A 17,083-nucleotide genomic window follows, 5' to 3' on the forward strand; every position below is an offset into this window, starting at 1 on the left:
TTTTGCTTTTTTAGTATTCACTTTTTTAGGTTTGAGTTATGTCTGAACATTTGATGAACACTTACGGTAGACAGCCAGTCTCCTTTGATAAAGGCGTGGGTGTTTGGTTGTACGATCAACAAGGTAATGCCTATTTAGATGGGTTGTCTGGCGTCGCTGTGAATGGGTTGGGGCACGCACATCCCAAGTTTGTCGCCGCGATTCAAGCACAAGTTGCACGCTTGGTGCATGTGTCTAATATTTATCAAATTGCAGAACAAGCACGCTTGGCCGATAAGTTGGCTGAAATCTCCGGTATGGATAAAGTGTTTTTCTGTAACTCAGGCTGTGAGGCGAACGAGGCTGCCATTAAGTTGGCGCGTTTGTACGGTCACAACAAAGGCATTGAAAATCCGGAAATTATTGTGATGGAACGCGCTTTCCATGGTCGAACCATGGCAACGTTATCAGCCACTGGTAATCGTAAAACACAAGCTGGTTTTGAGCCCTTGGTCAGTGGTTTTGTGCGTGTGCCATTTGATGACTTGGAAGCCGTGAAGCAAGTGGCAAAACGCAAAAACAACGTGGTGGCCATTTTGGTCGAGCCGGTGCAAGGTGAGGGTGGTGTGCATATCCCAGCTGACCTTAAAGCCTATTTTCAAGGCTTACGTCAGGTATGTGATGAAAATGGTTGGTTGTTGATGCTAGATGAAGTGCAAAGCGGTGTCGGTCGTACCGGTACATGGTTTGCATTTCAGCACACAGGCATCATGCCGGATGTGATGACGTTAGCCAAAGGTCTAGGCTCTGGCGTACCAATTGGTGCATGTCTGGCTAAAGGTGCAGCTGCGGATACGTTTACACCAGGTAAGCATGGCTCTACATTTGGCGGTAACCCATTGGCAACTGCCGCTGGGATTGCCACGCTCGATATCATTGCGGAAGAAAAGCTGCGTGAAAATGCCGAAGTAATTGGTGCGTTTTTAAATACACAAATTGCAGAAGCATTTGCAGGCAATAAGCACGTGGTCAATGTTCGCAACGCAGGCCTGATGGTGGGTATTGAGTTGGATGTGCCCTGTGGTGAGCTGGTTAAGCTAGCGCTGGAGCAGAAGCTATTGATTAACGTGACGGCAGAAAAAGTGATCCGCTTATTGCCATCGTTAATTATGAGCAAGCAAGAGGCGCAAGAGTTGGTGAATCGTCTGGTTCCCATCGTAAAGACATTTCTACTTTCGGCTGAAAAGCCTGAGATAAAGTAAGTGCTGAAGTAAGAGAGATGGGTTATGGCGATTAAACATTTTCTACAATTTAATGATTTGGCGCGGGATGAGATTGAATATATCTTTCAGCGCGCGGCTTGGATTAAAAAGCAGTTCAAGTCTTATCAGCAGTATTGGCCGTTATCAGACCGTACGCTGGTCATGATTTTTGAAAAAGCCAGCACGCGCACACGCTTGTCGTTTGAGGCGGGAATGCAGCAGTTGGGCGGTAGTGCGATTTATCTTAATACGCGCGACTCACAGTTGGGGCGTGGCGAGCCAGTAGAAGATGCAGCACAAGTGATTTCACGCATGAGTGATATTGTGATGATTCGTACTTTTGAGCAAAGCATCATTGAACGCTTTGCGGCCAACTCACGTGTACCGGTGATTAATGGATTAACCAATGAGTATCACCCATGTCAGATTTTGGCCGATATTTTTACCTTTATCGAGCATCGCGGCTCTATACAAGGGAAAACAGTGGCGTGGATAGGGGATTCTAATAATGTCTGCAATACTTGGTTGCAAGCGGCAGAAGTGCTCGATTTTAATGTGCATGTATCTACGCCGCCAGAATACGAGGTAGAGCCGGAGCGCGCTAACCTCTACGGCACTGATCACTTTGAGGAGTTTGCGGACCCTATGCAGGCTGCTAAGGGTGCGGATTTAGTCACAACCGATGTATGGACAAGCATGGGTTTTGAGGCGGAAAATGAAGAGCGTCGCAAAGACTTTGCGGATTGGCAGGTAGATGCGGACATGATGCGTGTGGCTGGAGAAAATGCGCTGTTTATGCACTGTTTGCCTGCGCACCGTGGTGAAGAAGTTGCAGCCGATGTGATTGATGGTAAACACTCCGTGGTGTGGGACGAGGCAGAGAACAGACTGCACGTGCAAAAAGCATTAATGGAATATTTGTTGTTGGGTAAAGTTTAAATTCAATATTGAAGAGTTGGGTAAAGAGAAATGAGCGAAATTAAAAAAGCCGTGTTGGCGTATTCCGGTGGTTTAGATACCTCTGTGATCTTAAAGTGGCTGCAAGATGAGTACCAATGTGAAGTGGTCACATTTACCGCTGACTTGGGCCAAGGCGAAGAGCTTGAGCCTGCGCGCGCCAAAGCCAAAGCGGCTGGCGTCAAAGAGATTTACATTGATGACGTGCGTGAAGAGTTTGTACGTGATTTCGTATTCCCGATGTTCCGTGCCAACACTGTGTATGAAGGCGAGTATTTGCTCGGGACTTCTATTGCCCGCCCATTGATTGCTAAACGATTGATTGAAATTGCCGCTGAAACCAAAGCGGATGCGATTTCTCATGGCGCAACAGGTAAGGGTAATGACCAAGTACGTTTTGAGCTAGGCGCTTATGCGCTTAACCCGAATATCAAAATTATCGCGCCTTGGCGTGAGTGGGATTTACTCAGCCGTGAAAAGTTGATGGCTTATGCTGAAAAGCATGGCATCCCAGTGGACATGAAACATAAGCAAGGTGGAAGCCCATATTCGATGGATGCCAACTTACTGCATATTTCTTACGAAGGGCGCCATTTGGAAGACCCAGCTGCAGAGGCTGAAGAGTCGATGTGGCGTTGGACGGTGTCGCCGGAAAAAGCACCGGATGCAGCAGAGTATCTGGATATTGAATACGTCAATGGTGATCCCGTGTCGCTCAATGGCCAAGCCATGAAAGCCCATGAGCTTTTAGCGAACTTGAATATCTTAGGCGGTAAGCATGGCATTGGTCGTTTGGATTTGGTGGAAAACCGTTATGTGGGCATGAAGTCACGCGGTTGCTACGAAACCCCGGGTGGTACGATTATGCTTAAAGCACATCGTGCCATTGAAAGCATTACACTAGACCGCGAAGTGGCGCATTTAAAAGATGACTTAATGCCACGTTACGCCAGTTTGATTTATAACGGGTATTGGTGGAGCCCGGAGCGTGTTACTTTGCAAACGTTAATTGACCACACGCAACATAGCGTCAATGGCTGGGTAAGACTCAAATTGTACAAAGGCAATGTGATTGTGGTGGGCCGCGACAGTAAAACCAATTCATTATTTGATTCAACCATTGCAACGTTTGAAGATGATAAAGGTGCCTATGATCAAAAAGATGCGGGTGGGTTTATTAAGCTGAATGCGCTCAGAATGCGCATTGCTGCGAATTTAAGAAATAAAAAGTAAATATAAATATAAGTGTTAGGAGATAAGCATGGCTCAGTTTGACAATGTCAGTGTAAAGAAAAAAGCAAACATCTATTTCGATGGTAAGTGTGTCAGCCACACCGTGATGTTCCCTAATGGCACACGCAGTACGATTGGTGTCATATTCCCGAGTGTTCTGACGTTTAATACTGCAGCACCAGAATTGATGGAGATCAATAGTGGTGTGTGTAAAGTGCGCCTCAATGGCGAAACGGAATGGAAAACCTATAGTGCTGGTGAGAAATTCACAGTGGCGGGTAATTCTTCGTTCGATATAGAGACAGTAGAAACAGTAGACTACGTTTGCCACTTCGAGTAATGGTGGCTCAGTATTACGTCGCTGCAATCGCTTGCCGTACTGTTCGTACTGTCTTCGCGGTTGCGCCTAGTACTACTTTCGCTTGAAAGGTTGAAAAAACAATATGCCTAGTTTTGATATTAGTTCTGAAGTCGATATGGTGGCGTTAAAAAACGCGATTGATACTGCGGGTAAACAAATTACCAATCGTTACGACTTTAAAGGGTCGTCCGCCAAAGTGGAGCTGAATGAAAAAGACAGCATCATTACGATTTTTGGCGACAACGATTTCCAGTTAGATCAGGTCAAAGATATTTTATTGCCGGCGATGGAAAAAAAAGAGCCGGATAGCACCAAGCGCCTTGAGCATAAAGACGTGCAAAAAGTGTCTGGTAATAAAGTAAAGCAAGAGATGAAAATCCGCGCTGGGATTGACAGTGATCTGGCTAAGCGCTTGACTAAATTGATTAAAGATTCAGGCATGAAAGTGCAAGCCAGCATTCAAGGTGATACGGTGCGTGTAAATGGCGCTAAACGTGATGTGCTGCAAGACGCGATTGCCTTTTGTAAAAAGAATGTGACGGATTTTCCGTTGCAGTTTGGTAACTTTAGAGATTAATCATAGGTTAAGAGTATGTCTGTAAAGACTTTGTACGATAAATTATTTGATAGTCATGTGGTGCGAGAAGAAAATGGCACCGCATTGCTCTATATCGACCGCCATTTAGTGCATGAGGTCACCAGCCCACAAGCATTTGAGGGGTTGAAATTGGCTGGCCGTAAGTTGTGGCGGATTAATTCCGTACTAGCCGTGCCTGATCATAACGTGCCAACTACCAATAGAAGTACGGGTGTAGCGGGCATCGCCGACCCTATCTCTCGTTTGCAGGTGCAGACCTTGGATGCTAACTGCAGCGAGTTTGGTGTCACCGAATTTAAAATGGACGATGTGCGTCAAGGCATTGTGCATGTAATTGGCCCTGAGCAAGGCGCTACTTTGCCAGGCATGACAGTGGTGTGTGGTGACTCGCATACCAGCACGCATGGTGCATTTGGTGCATTGGCCCATGGTATTGGCACCTCGGAAGTAGAGCACGTGATGGCGACGCAATGCTTGGTGCAAAAGCGCTCCAAATCAATGTTGGTCAAGGTAGACGGTCAGCTAGGCCATGGTGTGACTGCGAAAGATGTAGCGTTAGCTATTATTGGCAAAATTGGTACCGCAGGCGGTACAGGCTATGCGATTGAGTTTGCAGGATCGGCCATCCGTGGTTTAAGCATGGAAGGCCGTATGACCTTATGTAATATGGCGATTGAAGCGGGCGCGCGTGCTGGGATGGTGGCAGTAGACGATACCACCATCAACTACGTGAAAGGCCGCCCATTCTCACCGAAAGCTGAGCAATGGGATGCTGCTGTGGCCTATTGGCGCACTTTACACAGTGATGAAGGCGCGCAATTTGACGCGACAGTGGCGTTGAAGGCAGAAGGTATTCAGCCCCAAGTCACGTGGGGCACATCACCAGAGATGGTGGTGGGTGTGGATGGCAAAGTGCCTAGTTTGGATATGGCCAAGAATGATGTACAACGTGCTGATTGGGAGCGTGCTTACGCCTACATGGGATTGAAAGCCAATACGCCGATTGAGCAGATTCAAATAGACAAGGTATTTATTGGCTCCTGCACCAACTCGCGTATTGAGGATTTGCGTGCAGCTGCCAGTGTCGCCAAAGGTAAAAAAGTGGCTGACAATGTCAAGTTGGCACTAGTGGTACCAGGCTCTGGTTTGGTCAAAGCGCAAGCCGAACAAGAGGGCTTGGACAAAATTTTTAAAGAGGCTGGATTTGAATGGCGCGAGCCAGGTTGCTCCATGTGCTTAGCCATGAATGCAGACAGACTTGAGCCGGGTGAACGTTGTGCGTCTACCTCTAACCGCAATTTTGAAGGTCGCCAAGGGCAAGGTGGACGTACGCATTTGGTGAGTCCTGAAATGGCGGCCGCTGCAGCGGTGGCAGGACATTTTGTTGATGTCAGGCAGCTAGTTTGAAAGTTGGATTCTTAAAAGTTAATTTGAGTAATGAATCGTCTGAAATGATAGGAACTGGAAATGAATAAATTATTGGCGTTGATGGTATTGGCTGCAGCATGCGTTTTAACTGGCTGCAATACATGGCATGGTTTAGGTAAAGACGTGGAAAAGGTAGGCGAAAAAATCCAGAAATCGCCTAATAACTAAATGAAGCCTTTTACATTATTAAATGGGTTGGTTGCGCCGTTGGATCGTGCCAATGTGGATACGGACGCGATTATTCCCAAACAATTTTTAAAATCGATCAAGCGCTCAGGTTTTGGCCCGAATGCCTTTGATGAGTGGCGTTATCTTGACCATGGCGAGCCAGGCATGGATAACAGCAGGCGTGCAAAAAATCCTGATTTTGTGCTGAATCAAGCACGTTATCAGGGAGCTAGCATCTTGCTAACAAGAGAGAATTTTGGTTGTGGGTCTAGCCGTGAACACGCGCCATGGGCACTAGAAGACTATGGTTTTCGTGCGATTATCGCGCCAAGTTACGCGGATATTTTCTTTAACAACTGCTTTAAAAATGGCTTGTTGCCAATTGTTTTAGCGGATGACATTGTTAATCAGCTGTTTAAATCTGTAGAGGGCAATGTTGGCTATCAGCTCACTGTTGACTTGGAAAAACAGACGGTAAGTACGCCAGATGGTCAATCCTATGGTTTTGAGGTGGATGCGGTGAGAAAGCATAACTTGCTGAATGGTTTAGATGATATCGGGTTGACGCTGCAGCATGTGGAGGCGATTAAAACCTTTGAAGTGAAACACAAATCTACACAACCTTGGCTGTTTAATTAACACATTAGAAATAGGGATTTTGGATGAAAATCGCAGTATTGCCTGGTGATGGTATCGGGCCGGAAATTGTAGCGCAAGCAGTGCAAGTATTAAATGGCCTTAACCTAGGGTTGGAATTGACCGAAGCACCGATAGGTGGCGCAGGGTATGAGGCGGCAGGCGATCCGTTGCCGGAAGCCACACTTCAACTAGCCAAAGGGGCCGATGCAGTACTGTTGGGTGCGGTGGGTGATTGGAAATACGACAAACTAGAGCGTCACCTGCGCCCAGAGCGCGGCTTACTGCGTATTCGTAAAGAGTTGAGTTTATTTGCAAATTTGCGTCCGGCCTTACTATATCCAGAACTGGCATCGGCTTCTACGCTCAAACCAGAAGTAGTGTCTGGCTTAGATATTATGATTGTGCGTGAATTAACCGGGGATATTTACTTTGGCCAACCACGTGGCATCAGCACGCTAGAAAATGGTGAGCGCGAGGGGATTAATACCATGCGCTACAATGAGTCTGAAATTAAGCGCATTGGCCGTGTGGCATTTGATATTGCGATGAAGCGTAATAAGAAAGTATGTTCCGTAGACAAAGCCAACGTGTTAGAAACCACCGAGCTATGGCGTCAGGTCATGATCGAGTTGTCTGCTGAGTATCCTGAAGTGGAGCTTAGCCATATGTATGTGGATAATGCTGCTATGCAGTTGGTGCGCGCACCTAAACAATTTGATGTGATGGTGACTGGCAATATCTTTGGTGACATCCTCTCGGACGAAGCCTCCATGTTGACTGGTTCAATCGGTATGCTACCTTCTGCTTCGCTGGATGCGAATAATAAGGGCATGTACGAGCCAAGCCATGGCTCAGCGCCAGATATTGCAGGTAAGAATATTGCGAATCCACTGGCAACAATTTTGTCTGCTGCAATGATGTTGCGCTATACCTTTAACGATGAGGCAAATGCGACACGCATTGAAGATGCAGTGAAAAAAGCATTGGCAGATGGTTATCGAACAGCCGATATTTATACAGAGGGTACGAAAAAAGTATCTTGCAGTGAAATGGGTGCTGCTGTACTAGCTGCGCTGTAACGGGTTGATTGTAAATGATAAAATCACACGGCAGTAAGGTGTGAAGATAATAGAGTGATGGGGATATCAAGATGTTGAAAGTAGGGTTTGTCGGCTGGCGCGGTATGGTGGGTTCTGTGCTCATGCAGCGCATGATGCAAGAAAATGACTTTGCGGATATTGAGCCGCAATTCTTTACCACATCGCAAACAGGTGGGGCTGCGCCTAATGTTGGCAAAGATTCTCCTGCCTTAAAAGATGCAAAAAATATTGCAGAACTGACTGCAATGGATGTGATTGTCTCTTGCCAAGGCGGCGACTATACCTCTGATATTTTCCCGCAACTACGCAACGCTGGTTGGGATGGCCACTGGATTGACGCGGCCTCTACCTTGCGCATGGATAAAAATGCCGTGATCATTCTTGACCCAGTCAACATGGGTGTCATCAAAGATGCACTACAGGCTGGTGGTAAAAACTGGATTGGCGGCAACTGTACTGTTTCGCTGATGTTAATGGCGCTTAATGGCTTGTTTAAAGCGGATTTAGTGGAGTGGGCTACATCTATGACCTATCAGGCTGCCTCTGGTGCTGGTGCCCAGAATATGCGTGAACTCATTAAACAGATGGGCGTCGTCAATCACTCTGTAAGCGGACTATTGGCTGATCCTGCCTCGGCAATCTTAGAGATCGATAAAACGGTCGCGGATACTATTCGGTCAGACGCGTACCCAACGCCACACTTCGGTGTGCCATTGGCGGGTAGCTTGATTCCCTGGATCGATAAAGATTTGGGTAATGGGCAAAGCAAAGAAGAGTGGAAGGGTGGCGTGGAAACCAACAAAATTCTTGGACGTGAAGCCAATCCTATCGTGATTGACGGCTTGTGTGTGCGCATCGGTGCCATGCGCTGTCACTCTCAAGCCTTGACTATCAAGTTAAGAAAAGATGTGCCGTTAGATGAAATTAATCAGATGCTATCTGAGGCGAACGAATGGGCAAAAGTAGTGCCAAATGAACGCGAAGTAAGCATGCGTGAACTCACGCCTGCTGCGGTGACTGGCACACTGACAACCCCTGTGGGGCGTTTGCGCAAACTGGCCATGGGGAATGATTACCTTTCTGCCTTTACCGTAGGGGACCAATTGCTGTGGGGTGCGGCTGAGCCATTGAGACGCATGTTACGTATTTTAGTGACACAGTAAGTCTCATTGTACAGCTGTCATCCGTTGTTAAAATGACACAGATAACATTAAACAAATACATAGCTAGCGAACATAATGTGCGTTATGAGCTTGCATCTCTAACTATTTGATGTTATTTTTGTTCTTGCAGAAATTAAGTGAAACAAGGGTGGGATAGTGCAGAGTCCAAAATTAAAAAATTTAGCATTTGCCTTATGTCTAGCATTTCTTCCTTCTACCGTACTTGCGGCAGGTTTGGGAAAGCTAAATGTGATGTCGGGATTGGGTGAACCGTTAAAAGCCGATATCGAATTGCTTTCCGTTACACCTGAAGAACTCTCCACGATAAGCGCAGCCATTGCTTCTACAGAAGCGTATGCCAATCAAGGCATTGAAAAACCAGCCTCACATAGCGACATCAAAATACAGGTCACTAAAAATACACGTGGTGTACCTGTGCTTAAGCTCAATAGCGTACAACCTATTACCGATGCATTTTTAGATATGCTCATTCAGGTGGACTGGTCATCCGGTCGTCTGTTAAGAGAGTACACCTTGCTGCTAGACCCTCCTGGTTATAACAGCGAGTCACAAACAAGCACAACACAACTGCCTTCCTCAGGTGCTACTACACAGGCCACGTCTTCCACCACAACTGAGCCAGTTGTGGGCGGTGGTGCAAAAGCTGCGCCATCCGGAGTCGCCAAGCCAAAGAAGTCTAGCGCGTCACCTAAGCCTGAAGAAGTTCGGGCAAACCAAGCTCCCGTAGAAGAAGTTGTTTCTACTGAAACACAAGAATATACCACCGCACGTGGTGACACGCTTGCTAAAATTGCGCAAGAAATGAAGCCAGAAGGCGTGAGCTTAGAGCAAATGCTGGTAGGTTTGTATCAAGCCAATCCTAAAGCATTTGACGGTAACAATATGAACCGCTTGAAAGTCGGTCAAATTGTTCGCGCGCCAAGTGCAGAACAATTAGAGTCGACCAGTAAAAAATCAGCGTCTAAAGAAGTACGCGTACACAGTGCCAACTGGAACGCTTATAAAAATAAATTAGCTGGTATTGTTGCTGAGAGCGCCGGTACAGAAGATACAGCACCTTCACAATCGAGCAGTGGTAAGGTGATGGCGGCTGAGGATAAAGCAACTCCTCCGGCAAGCGGACCACGTGATGTGGTGAAATTGTCGGCCAGCGATAGTGCTGCCAAAAATGGTACTGGCGATAAAGCATTGCAAGACAAAGTGATTGCATTGCAAGAAGAAGCGACTGCGAAAGAAAATGCATTAAAAGAAGCGCATGGCAGAACAGCAGATCTCGAGAAGCAAATTGAAGACATGAAAAAGCTCATGGCGCTTAAAAATGATGCCATGGCTAAAATTCAAAGTGATGCAGCCAATCAGCCTAAACCGGAAGCTACTACTCCTGCGACTGCTCCTACACCAGCAGAAGCAGCGCCTGTGCAGGCAGATACGCCGCCCCCAGTCACTAATCCAACAGTGAGTACGCCGCCCGCAGAACCAGAAGCTGCAAAACCTGCGGAAGCCAAAGCACCTGCTGCACCTACACCAGCACCTGTTGCCGAGCCGCCAAGTGTGGTAGATGGTATCTTGCAAAATGTGGATACCGCCACGTTAGGGCTTGCAGGCGGTGGTTTGGCATTGTTGGGTGCAGGATGGCTGTACCTCAGAAATAAACGTAAAAAGAACTTAACCAGCTTTGAAGAAGGCATCATGACTTCAGGTGGGTTGAAAGCGAATACCGTATTTGGTAATACGGCTGGTGGCACCGTAGATACTGGTGACACTTCATTCTTAACAGATTTCTCACAAAGTACTTCTGGCGGCATGATCGACGCGCATGATGTAGATCCAATTGCGGAAGCAGAAGTCTACATGGCGTATGGCCGTGACGCACAAGCGGAAGAAATTCTGAAAGATGCGATTGTCAAAGAGCCTAAGCGTCACGAGTTACACTTAAAACTTTTAGAGATTTATCAAGCGAGCGGCAATACCTCTGCATTCGAGACAATTTCCGGTGAGTTGTACACTACATTAGGCGCCTCTGATCCTGTTTGGGCAAAGGTTGCACAACTCGGGATTAAGATGGACCCGGAAAATCCATTGTATAAAGTGGAAGCTGTCGAGCAAGAGAGTCCTGAGTCCTCTGCAAGCAGTGCAAAAGACGATTTCTTCGCTAGCTACGACAGTGATGCAGTCTCGCAAGAGGCTGCCGAAGATGTGTTCTCGGTAGATCCACTCAACCTAGATCAAGACAACACGACCATTAGCAATGTCACTGAACAAAGTCCATTTGACCTGGATTTAGGTGCACTGGACTTTGATATGGATACGCCAGCAGAAGCGCTTTCAGCGGATGTTCCTGTCGTGCTAGGGGAGCCTGCATATGACTTGGATGCGTTAAATTTAGAAGATAGCGCAGGGGCAGCTGAGCAAGTGTTCTCTGTGAAAGGTGATGCAGACGCGTTATCTGATTTGCCGGAATTAGGTGCGATGTCGTTAGATAATGATGCATCAGATTTTTCAGCAACAGATACGGACCAAGTAAAAGAGACGCCTGCGTCCTTAGATGTGCCCACCATCGACTTCCCCAACTTCTCGATGCAGGCAGGTAGTGAGGATAGCATTGAGATAACTGCGGTAAATGTGCCAGAACAAGTAGAAGTGAAGGAAGCTGGTCTTGAAGACTTTAATCTTGAGTTTGGCGAGTCAAACGACGATGCACAACCAGATGACTTGGGAATGGCGCAAGCGCCAAGCTTTGACTTAATAACCGATATCAATCTTGATTTAAATGAGTTATCTACCAGTAGTGCGGCGTCACCAATGATGTCAGCCGGAGAACCGGAAGAGGTGGAAACTAAATTGGATTTGGTGATGGCTTATTTGGATATGGAAGATAAAATAGGCGCAAAAGAGCTACTCGAAGAGGTGTTGAAAGAAGGTGGTGAAAGTCAACGCAAGCGTGCCACTGAGTTGCTAGAAAAAATAGGTTAAATAGCGCTGCGCAAGCGATAGTCTTATATAAAAGCCGACAGTCATGTCGGCTTTTTGTTTGCCCCTATTCCATGCTTGGCTAGGTATAATGCCGCATGCATGTTTTGGTAAAACTGTTTTGTTTATTGATGTTGACATTGGCGCTAGCCTTTGTGAACTTGCAACAGATCATTTGGATGAGCGTGGTATTGGTAGCTGCTGCGTTGACGGTTGATACAAAAACATTAGTTAGTATGATGGTGCGTATCCGGTGGCTGCTATTGATACTTGCGCTGATGTATGCTTTTTCCACACCTGGTGAATATATACCACTTTGGGGTTTGCCGTTGCGCCCTACATATGAGGGCCTATTGCTAGGGTTAACTCAGCTGTTGAAAATGGTCATTATGTTGACAGGGCTGAGCGTTGTACTTGCTACTACAAGTCGCAGTATGTTGATTGGTGGCTTGTACCAACTTTTGTTACCACTAAGATGCATTGGATTGGATGCTGAAAGGTTTGCGGTACGTATATGGCTAACTTTGTATTATGCAGAAATACGCAAGCAAACTATACGGCAGCATGCAAAAGGGTTGGATTTTAATCAATTGTTTACGCTATCTGAACAGATGACACCCAGCACTTCTCAAGACCGTATTACGATAGAAGTACACCGGATGAAGCGACGTGATTATGTATTGATGCTGTTTATTGCATTATATTTATTGGCATTAGGGGCGATGTAGTGTTGCGTATTGCATTGGGAATAGAATACAACGGCGCGCATTATTGCGGGTGGCAAAGCCAGCCGAACCAAAAAGCAGTGCAGGATGCATTGGAGCAGGCGATTCAGAAGATTGCCACGCACCCGATACGTGTGCATGCTGCTGGCCGTACTGATACCGGCGTACACGCATTGATGCAGGTAGTGCATTTTGAGACGTCAACACTAAGGCCGCTCACGGCTTGGGTACGCGGTGTCAATGCACATTTACCAGATACGGTGCGCGTGCTTTGGTCGTGCGAAGTAGATGAAGCCTTTCATGCAAGGTTTTCGGCCATACAACGTAGTTACCAATACGTATTATTTAATCAGCCACAAAGTGCTGCTATTCAGCACGATCGGGTCGGTTGGTATCATCAGCCCTTAGATATTGCGCAGATGCAACAAGCGATTGCCTATTTGCGCGGTGAGCATGACTTCAGCGCGTTCCGCGCCAGTGAATGCCAAGCAAAATCGCCCATCAAATGCATGGCTGTGGCAGAGGTAAATCAAATCGGGGATTATTTTGTGTTTGCGTTTTCTGCCAATGCATTTTTGCAACATCAGGTACGCAATATGGTGGGCGCGTTAATTTATGTGGGCGCGGGTAAGCAGGATGCTACATCTATTCAAACCCTATTGGCGGCACGTGATAGAACACAATCACCCCCAACATTTTCACCTAATGGCCTATATTTAACCGGTGTTCAATATGGTGCAGAGTGGGGTTTGCCAGATACGCAACGGCGATTGACGTTCATTTGACGTTGAATTAATGGTGAAAGACTGTGACATCTATAGATATCTGTGGATGTTTCAGTTAATCTTCACCCTCCCATAGGATAAGAGAATGCAATTGCGTACACGTGTCAAAATTTGCGGCATTACCCGCCCTCAGGATGCTATCACAGCGATTGAACAGGGCGCAGATGCCATTGGCTTGGTGTTCTATGCACCAAGTCCTAGAAATGTCAGTATCGAGCAAGCAGCAGAAATCGTTGCCAGTCTGCCGCCATATGTCAGCAAAGTCGGGTTATTTGTGAATGCAGAGCCTGCGTTTATTAGCTCAGTACTCAAACGTGTAGCTTTAGATTGCTTGCAGTTTCACGGAGACGAAACAGCCGCAGAATGTGAGCAAATTAATATGCCTTATTACAAGGCGATTCGCGTTAAAAATGACACAAATTTGTTACAATACGCGTCTCAATATCCGCGCGCTAACGCATTGCTGTTGGATGCCTATTCTGAGGCTGCAGTAGGGGGAACTGGACAGGTGTTTGATTGGTCATTAATTCCATCCGAGATGGGTAAGCCAATTATTCTTGCAGGCGGGCTCACACCGGAAAATGTAGCACAGGCAATCAAACAAGTCAGGCCTTATGCAGTAGATGTGAGTGGCGGAGTTGAAGCAAACAAAGGTATTAAAGATGCATCAAAAATCGCATCGTTTATGCAGGCTGTTAATCAATTTAGAAGTTAGATTTGGAGTTAAACATGCAAGTGTATGATATGCCAGATGCGCGTGGGCATTTCGGTCAGTTCGGCGGTGTTTTTGTAGCAGAGACCTTAGTAGAGGCGCTGGAAGAATTACGCTTGATGTATGAAAAATACCGTCATGATCCGGAGTTTTTGGCGGAATTTGCCTATGATCTTAAGCATTTTGTCGGACGTCCTAGCCCGATTTATCATGCCAAGCGTTTATCAGACAAAATTGGCGGCGCGCAAATCTATCTGAAACGTGAAGACTTAAATCACACTGGTGCACATAAAGTAAACAACACCATCGGCCAGGCATTATTGGCAAAACGTATGGGTAAGCCACGTGTCATTGCCGAAACTGGCGCAGGGCAGCATGGTGTTGCCACAGCTACAATTGCGGCGCGTTTGGGTCTTGAGTGTGTCGTGTATATGGGTGCTGAAGATGTGAAGCGTCAGGCCCCTAACGTGTTTAGAATGAAGCTACTAGGTGCAACAGTAGTGCCGGTAGAAAGTGGCTCTAAAACGCTGAAAGATGCATTGAATGAAGCCATGCGTGATTGGGTCACCAATATCTCTGATACGTTCTACATTATTGGCACTGTAGCCGGTCCGCACCCATATCCTATGATGGTACGTGATTTTCAGTCGGTGATTGGTATTGAGGCCAAAGATCAAATGATTGAAATGCTAGGCAGACAGCCGGATGCGATTGTAGCTTGCGTTGGCGGCGGTTCAAACGCCATGGGGATTTTCTACCCATATATTGACGTGCCTAATGTGAGGCTTATTGGTGTAGAGGCTGCTGGCCACGGCCTTGAAACAGGCATGCATGCGGCACCGCTTACTGCGAATAGTCCGGTAGGCGTATTACACGGTAACCGTACCTATTTGATGCAAGATGCAGATGGCAATATTATCGAAACTCACTCGGTCTCAGCTGGTTTGGACTACCCAGGCGTCGGGCCAGAACATGCTTGGTTGAAAGATATCAAACGTGCTGAATACGTGGCCATTACCGATGATGAAGCGATGGCTGCATTTCATCAGTTGTGTCGTACCGAGGGCATTATTCCTGCATTAGAGTCTAGTCATGCGCTGGCTTATGCGGAGAAATTGGCTAAAACGATGCCTAAAGATCAGGTGATATTAGTGAACTTGTCTGGTCGCGGCGATAAAGACATCAATACCGTCGCCAAGCTTGCTAACATCACTTTATAAATACATCACACCCATCCCATCTATTTAACTCATCACTCTCATGTCACGCATTCAATCTACTTTCGATACCCTTAAATCGCAACACAAAAAAGCACTGGTGCCCTATATTACGGCGGGTGATCCGCATCCTAAATGGACGGTGGAGCTCATGCATACATTGGTGAAGCATGGTGCGGATATGATTGAGTTGGGGGTTCCATTTTCAGATCCAATGGCGGACGGTCCTGTGATTCAGCGCGCAAGCGAGCGCGCTTTGGTACACAAAATGGGTTTGCGTAAAGTGTTGGAAATGGTGGGCGAGTTTAGAAAAACAGACGCTCACACGCCGATTGTGTTGATGGGCTATGCCAATCCGATTGAAGCGATGGGTGTCGCACAGTTTACGCAGTTATCCAAGCAAATGGGCGTGGATGGCGTGCTCACCGTAGATTATCCACCAGAGGAGTGTGGGGCGTTTAACCAAGCGCTGTCTGCGGCTGGCATTGATAGTATTTTTCTGCTTTCGCCCACTACAGAGCCAGCACGGACTGATTTGATTGCACAACAAGCAACTGGCTTTTTATATTATGTATCGCTTAAAGGTGTGACTGGTGCAGCAAATTTAGATATTGAAGAAGTGAAAAAGCGTGTTGCCGAGATTAAAACAAAAACGCATTTACCGATTGGTGTAGGGTTTGGCGTAAAAGATGCTGCCACTGCAAAATCCGTTGCCGCTATTGCGGATGCGGTGGTAGTGGGCAGCCGAATGGTGCTGACCATTGAAGCATCGAATGAAGATAATTTGATTGAGAATGTAAGCAAGCTGATGCAAGAGTTGCGAACAGCGATTGACGCAGCTTAAATTATTACAATAACAATCCCAGAGTAGTCATGAGGAGTAGCCATGAGTTGGTTAGATAAAATCCCGCAAAAAGTAAAACGCGCAGTCGGTTCTGTGCAAAAACGTAATGTGCCAGAAGGTTTATGGAGTAAATGTGACTCTTGCCAAACGGTGCTTTATCGCTCTGATTTGGAGTCGAACGCAGAGGTTTGCCCTAAATGCAGCCATCATAACCGCGTGGGTGCACGTGCCAGATTAAATACCTTGCTAGATCCGGAAAACCGCATTGAGATTGGTGATGAAGTCAGCCCCGTAGATGCCTTGAAGTTTAAAGATAGCAAAAGCTACGCAGATCGCATGAAGCTAGCGCAAAAAGAAGTAGGCGAGAAAGACGCGCTCATTGTGATGCAGGGTGCTATAGAGGGCTTGCCCGTAGTCGCAGCTGTATTTGAGTTTAAATTCATGGGTGGCTCAATGGGCGCCGTTGTAGGTGAGCGCTTTGTCCGTGGCGTGCAGGCAGCGATTGCGCAAAAGTCCCCCTTTATCTGTGTTTCTGCCAGCGGCGGTGCACGCATGCAGGAAGGTTTGTTATCGCTGATGCAAATGGCCAAAACCAGCGCTGCACTTACCAAGCTTTCTGAAGCGGGTATGCCTTATGTGTCTATTTTGACCGACCCTACCATGGGCGGTGTATCTGCCAGCTTTGCTATGTTGGGCGATATTATTATTGCCGAGCCTAATGCCTTGATTGGCTTTGCCGGTCCACGCGTGATTGAGCAAACCGTACGCGAGACGCTACCGGAAGGTTTCCAACGCGCTGAATTTTTATTAGCACATGGGGCCATCGATATGATTGTAGACCGTCGTGAATTGCGCCAAAAGCTTGCCACCATGTTGTCCAGCCTGCTTAAAATTCCTAAAGTTGCCTAATTAAAGTCTATT

The 17,083-nt window shown here is 46.8% G+C and carries 17 protein-coding genes; all 17 read left to right on the forward strand.

Annotated features, from left to right (window positions below; all coding sequences use genetic code 11):
* Positions 1–38 precede the first annotated feature (38 nt).
* The 17 genes from A3Q3_RS0101080 (at position 39) to accD (ending at position 17,071) form a co-directional block, all read left to right on the forward strand.
* Positions 39–1,241, forward strand: coding sequence for an aspartate aminotransferase family protein (locus tag A3Q3_RS0101080; RefSeq protein ID WP_020181714.1), 1,203 nt, complete (start codon positions 39–41; stop codon positions 1,239–1,241).
* Positions 1,242–1,265: 24 nt separating this feature from the next.
* Positions 1,266–2,180 carry an ornithine carbamoyltransferase gene (argF, locus tag A3Q3_RS0101085; RefSeq protein WP_020181715.1) on the forward strand — a complete coding sequence of 305 codons (915 nt, stop codon included), beginning with the start codon at positions 1,266–1,268 and terminating at the stop codon, positions 2,178–2,180.
* A 30-nt stretch (positions 2,181–2,210) separates the two neighbouring features.
* Positions 2,211–3,431, forward strand: coding sequence for an argininosuccinate synthase (locus A3Q3_RS0101090; RefSeq protein ID WP_020181716.1), 1,221 nt, complete (start codon positions 2,211–2,213; stop codon positions 3,429–3,431).
* A gap of 28 nt (positions 3,432–3,459) precedes the next feature.
* A complete protein-coding gene (locus tag A3Q3_RS0101095; RefSeq protein ID WP_020181717.1) occupies positions 3,460–3,771 on the forward strand; it encodes a pyrimidine/purine nucleoside phosphorylase in 312 nt (103 codons plus the stop codon).
* Positions 3,772–3,874: 103 nt separating this feature from the next.
* Positions 3,875–4,369, forward strand: a complete 495-nt coding sequence (locus A3Q3_RS0101100) for a YajQ family cyclic di-GMP-binding protein (protein ID WP_020181718.1) — start codon at positions 3,875–3,877, stop codon at positions 4,367–4,369.
* Positions 4,370–4,384: 15 nt separating this feature from the next.
* On the forward strand, positions 4,385–5,797 hold the full coding sequence (leuC, locus tag A3Q3_RS0101105) for a 3-isopropylmalate dehydratase large subunit (RefSeq protein WP_020181719.1): 1,413 nt from the start codon (positions 4,385–4,387) through the stop codon (positions 5,795–5,797).
* A gap of 60 nt (positions 5,798–5,857) precedes the next feature.
* Positions 5,858–5,986, forward strand: a complete 129-nt coding sequence (locus tag A3Q3_RS0101110; RefSeq protein ID WP_020181720.1) for an entericidin A/B family lipoprotein — start codon at positions 5,858–5,860, stop codon at positions 5,984–5,986.
* Positions 5,987–6,625, forward strand: a complete 639-nt coding sequence (gene leuD / locus A3Q3_RS0101115) for a 3-isopropylmalate dehydratase small subunit (protein ID WP_020181721.1) — start codon at positions 5,987–5,989, stop codon at positions 6,623–6,625.
* A 23-nt stretch (positions 6,626–6,648) separates the two neighbouring features.
* Positions 6,649–7,704 carry a 3-isopropylmalate dehydrogenase gene (leuB, locus tag A3Q3_RS0101120; protein ID WP_020181722.1) on the forward strand — a complete coding sequence of 352 codons (1,056 nt, stop codon included), beginning with the start codon at positions 6,649–6,651 and terminating at the stop codon, positions 7,702–7,704.
* Positions 7,705–7,775: 71 nt separating this feature from the next.
* Positions 7,776–8,888, forward strand: coding sequence for an aspartate-semialdehyde dehydrogenase (gene asd / locus A3Q3_RS0101125; RefSeq protein WP_020181723.1), 1,113 nt, complete (start codon positions 7,776–7,778; stop codon positions 8,886–8,888).
* Between the two features lie 156 nt (positions 8,889–9,044).
* Positions 9,045–11,882 (forward strand): FimV/HubP family polar landmark protein, encoded by a 2,838-nt coding sequence (locus A3Q3_RS0101130; protein ID WP_020181724.1) that lies wholly within the window; start codon positions 9,045–9,047, stop codon positions 11,880–11,882.
* Positions 11,883–11,977: 95 nt separating this feature from the next.
* Positions 11,978–12,607, forward strand: a complete 630-nt coding sequence (locus A3Q3_RS0101135) for a CbiQ family ECF transporter T component (protein WP_020181725.1) — start codon at positions 11,978–11,980, stop codon at positions 12,605–12,607.
* 2 nt (positions 12,608–12,609) lie between these two features.
* Complete coding sequence (truA, locus tag A3Q3_RS0101140; RefSeq protein WP_025224082.1) at positions 12,610–13,389, forward strand: tRNA pseudouridine(38-40) synthase TruA; 780 nt, start codon at positions 12,610–12,612, stop codon at positions 13,387–13,389.
* A gap of 91 nt (positions 13,390–13,480) precedes the next feature.
* On the forward strand, positions 13,481–14,104 hold the full coding sequence (locus A3Q3_RS0101145) for a phosphoribosylanthranilate isomerase (RefSeq protein WP_025224083.1): 624 nt from the start codon (positions 13,481–13,483) through the stop codon (positions 14,102–14,104).
* Between the two features lie 14 nt (positions 14,105–14,118).
* The gene (gene trpB, locus A3Q3_RS0101150) at positions 14,119–15,321 is read left to right on the forward strand and encodes a tryptophan synthase subunit beta (protein ID WP_020181728.1); all 1,203 of its coding nucleotides are present in this window, start codon (positions 14,119–14,121) and stop codon (positions 15,319–15,321) included.
* A gap of 40 nt (positions 15,322–15,361) precedes the next feature.
* On the forward strand, positions 15,362–16,162 hold the full coding sequence (gene trpA / locus A3Q3_RS0101155; RefSeq protein ID WP_020181729.1) for a tryptophan synthase subunit alpha: 801 nt from the start codon (positions 15,362–15,364) through the stop codon (positions 16,160–16,162).
* A gap of 42 nt (positions 16,163–16,204) precedes the next feature.
* On the forward strand, positions 16,205–17,071 hold the full coding sequence (gene accD, locus A3Q3_RS0101160; RefSeq protein WP_020181730.1) for an acetyl-CoA carboxylase, carboxyltransferase subunit beta: 867 nt from the start codon (positions 16,205–16,207) through the stop codon (positions 17,069–17,071).
* Positions 17,072–17,083 lie beyond the last annotated feature (12 nt).

The sequence above is a fragment of the Methylotenera sp. 1P/1 genome (genome assembly GCF_000384355.1).
Classification (GTDB): domain Bacteria; phylum Pseudomonadota; class Gammaproteobacteria; order Burkholderiales; family Methylophilaceae; genus Methylophilus.

Coding starts and splice junctions, on each gene's coding strand:
- A3Q3_RS0101100 (WP_020181718.1), top strand. CDS start 3,875: ATGCCTAGTTTTGATATTAGTTCTGAAGTCGATATGGTGGCGTTAAAA.
- accD (WP_020181730.1), top strand. CDS start 16,205: ATGAGTTGGTTAGATAAAATCCCGCAAAAAGTAAAACGCGCAGTCGGT.
- leuB (WP_020181722.1), top strand. CDS start 6,649: ATGAAAATCGCAGTATTGCCTGGTGATGGTATCGGGCCGGAAATTGTA.
- trpB (WP_020181728.1), top strand. CDS start 14,119: ATGCAAGTGTATGATATGCCAGATGCGCGTGGGCATTTCGGTCAGTTC.
- A3Q3_RS0101095 (WP_020181717.1), top strand. CDS start 3,460: ATGGCTCAGTTTGACAATGTCAGTGTAAAGAAAAAAGCAAACATCTAT.
- A3Q3_RS0101135 (WP_020181725.1), top strand. CDS start 11,978: ATGCATGTTTTGGTAAAACTGTTTTGTTTATTGATGTTGACATTGGCG.
- argF (WP_020181715.1), top strand. CDS start 1,266: ATGGCGATTAAACATTTTCTACAATTTAATGATTTGGCGCGGGATGAG.
- A3Q3_RS0101110 (WP_020181720.1), top strand. CDS start 5,858: ATGAATAAATTATTGGCGTTGATGGTATTGGCTGCAGCATGCGTTTTA.
- leuD (WP_020181721.1), top strand. CDS start 5,987: ATGAAGCCTTTTACATTATTAAATGGGTTGGTTGCGCCGTTGGATCGT.
- trpA (WP_020181729.1), top strand. CDS start 15,362: ATGTCACGCATTCAATCTACTTTCGATACCCTTAAATCGCAACACAAA.
- leuC (WP_020181719.1), top strand. CDS start 4,385: ATGTCTGTAAAGACTTTGTACGATAAATTATTTGATAGTCATGTGGTG.
- A3Q3_RS0101080 (WP_020181714.1), top strand. CDS start 39: ATGTCTGAACATTTGATGAACACTTACGGTAGACAGCCAGTCTCCTTT.
- asd (WP_020181723.1), top strand. CDS start 7,776: ATGTTGAAAGTAGGGTTTGTCGGCTGGCGCGGTATGGTGGGTTCTGTG.
- A3Q3_RS0101090 (WP_020181716.1), top strand. CDS start 2,211: ATGAGCGAAATTAAAAAAGCCGTGTTGGCGTATTCCGGTGGTTTAGAT.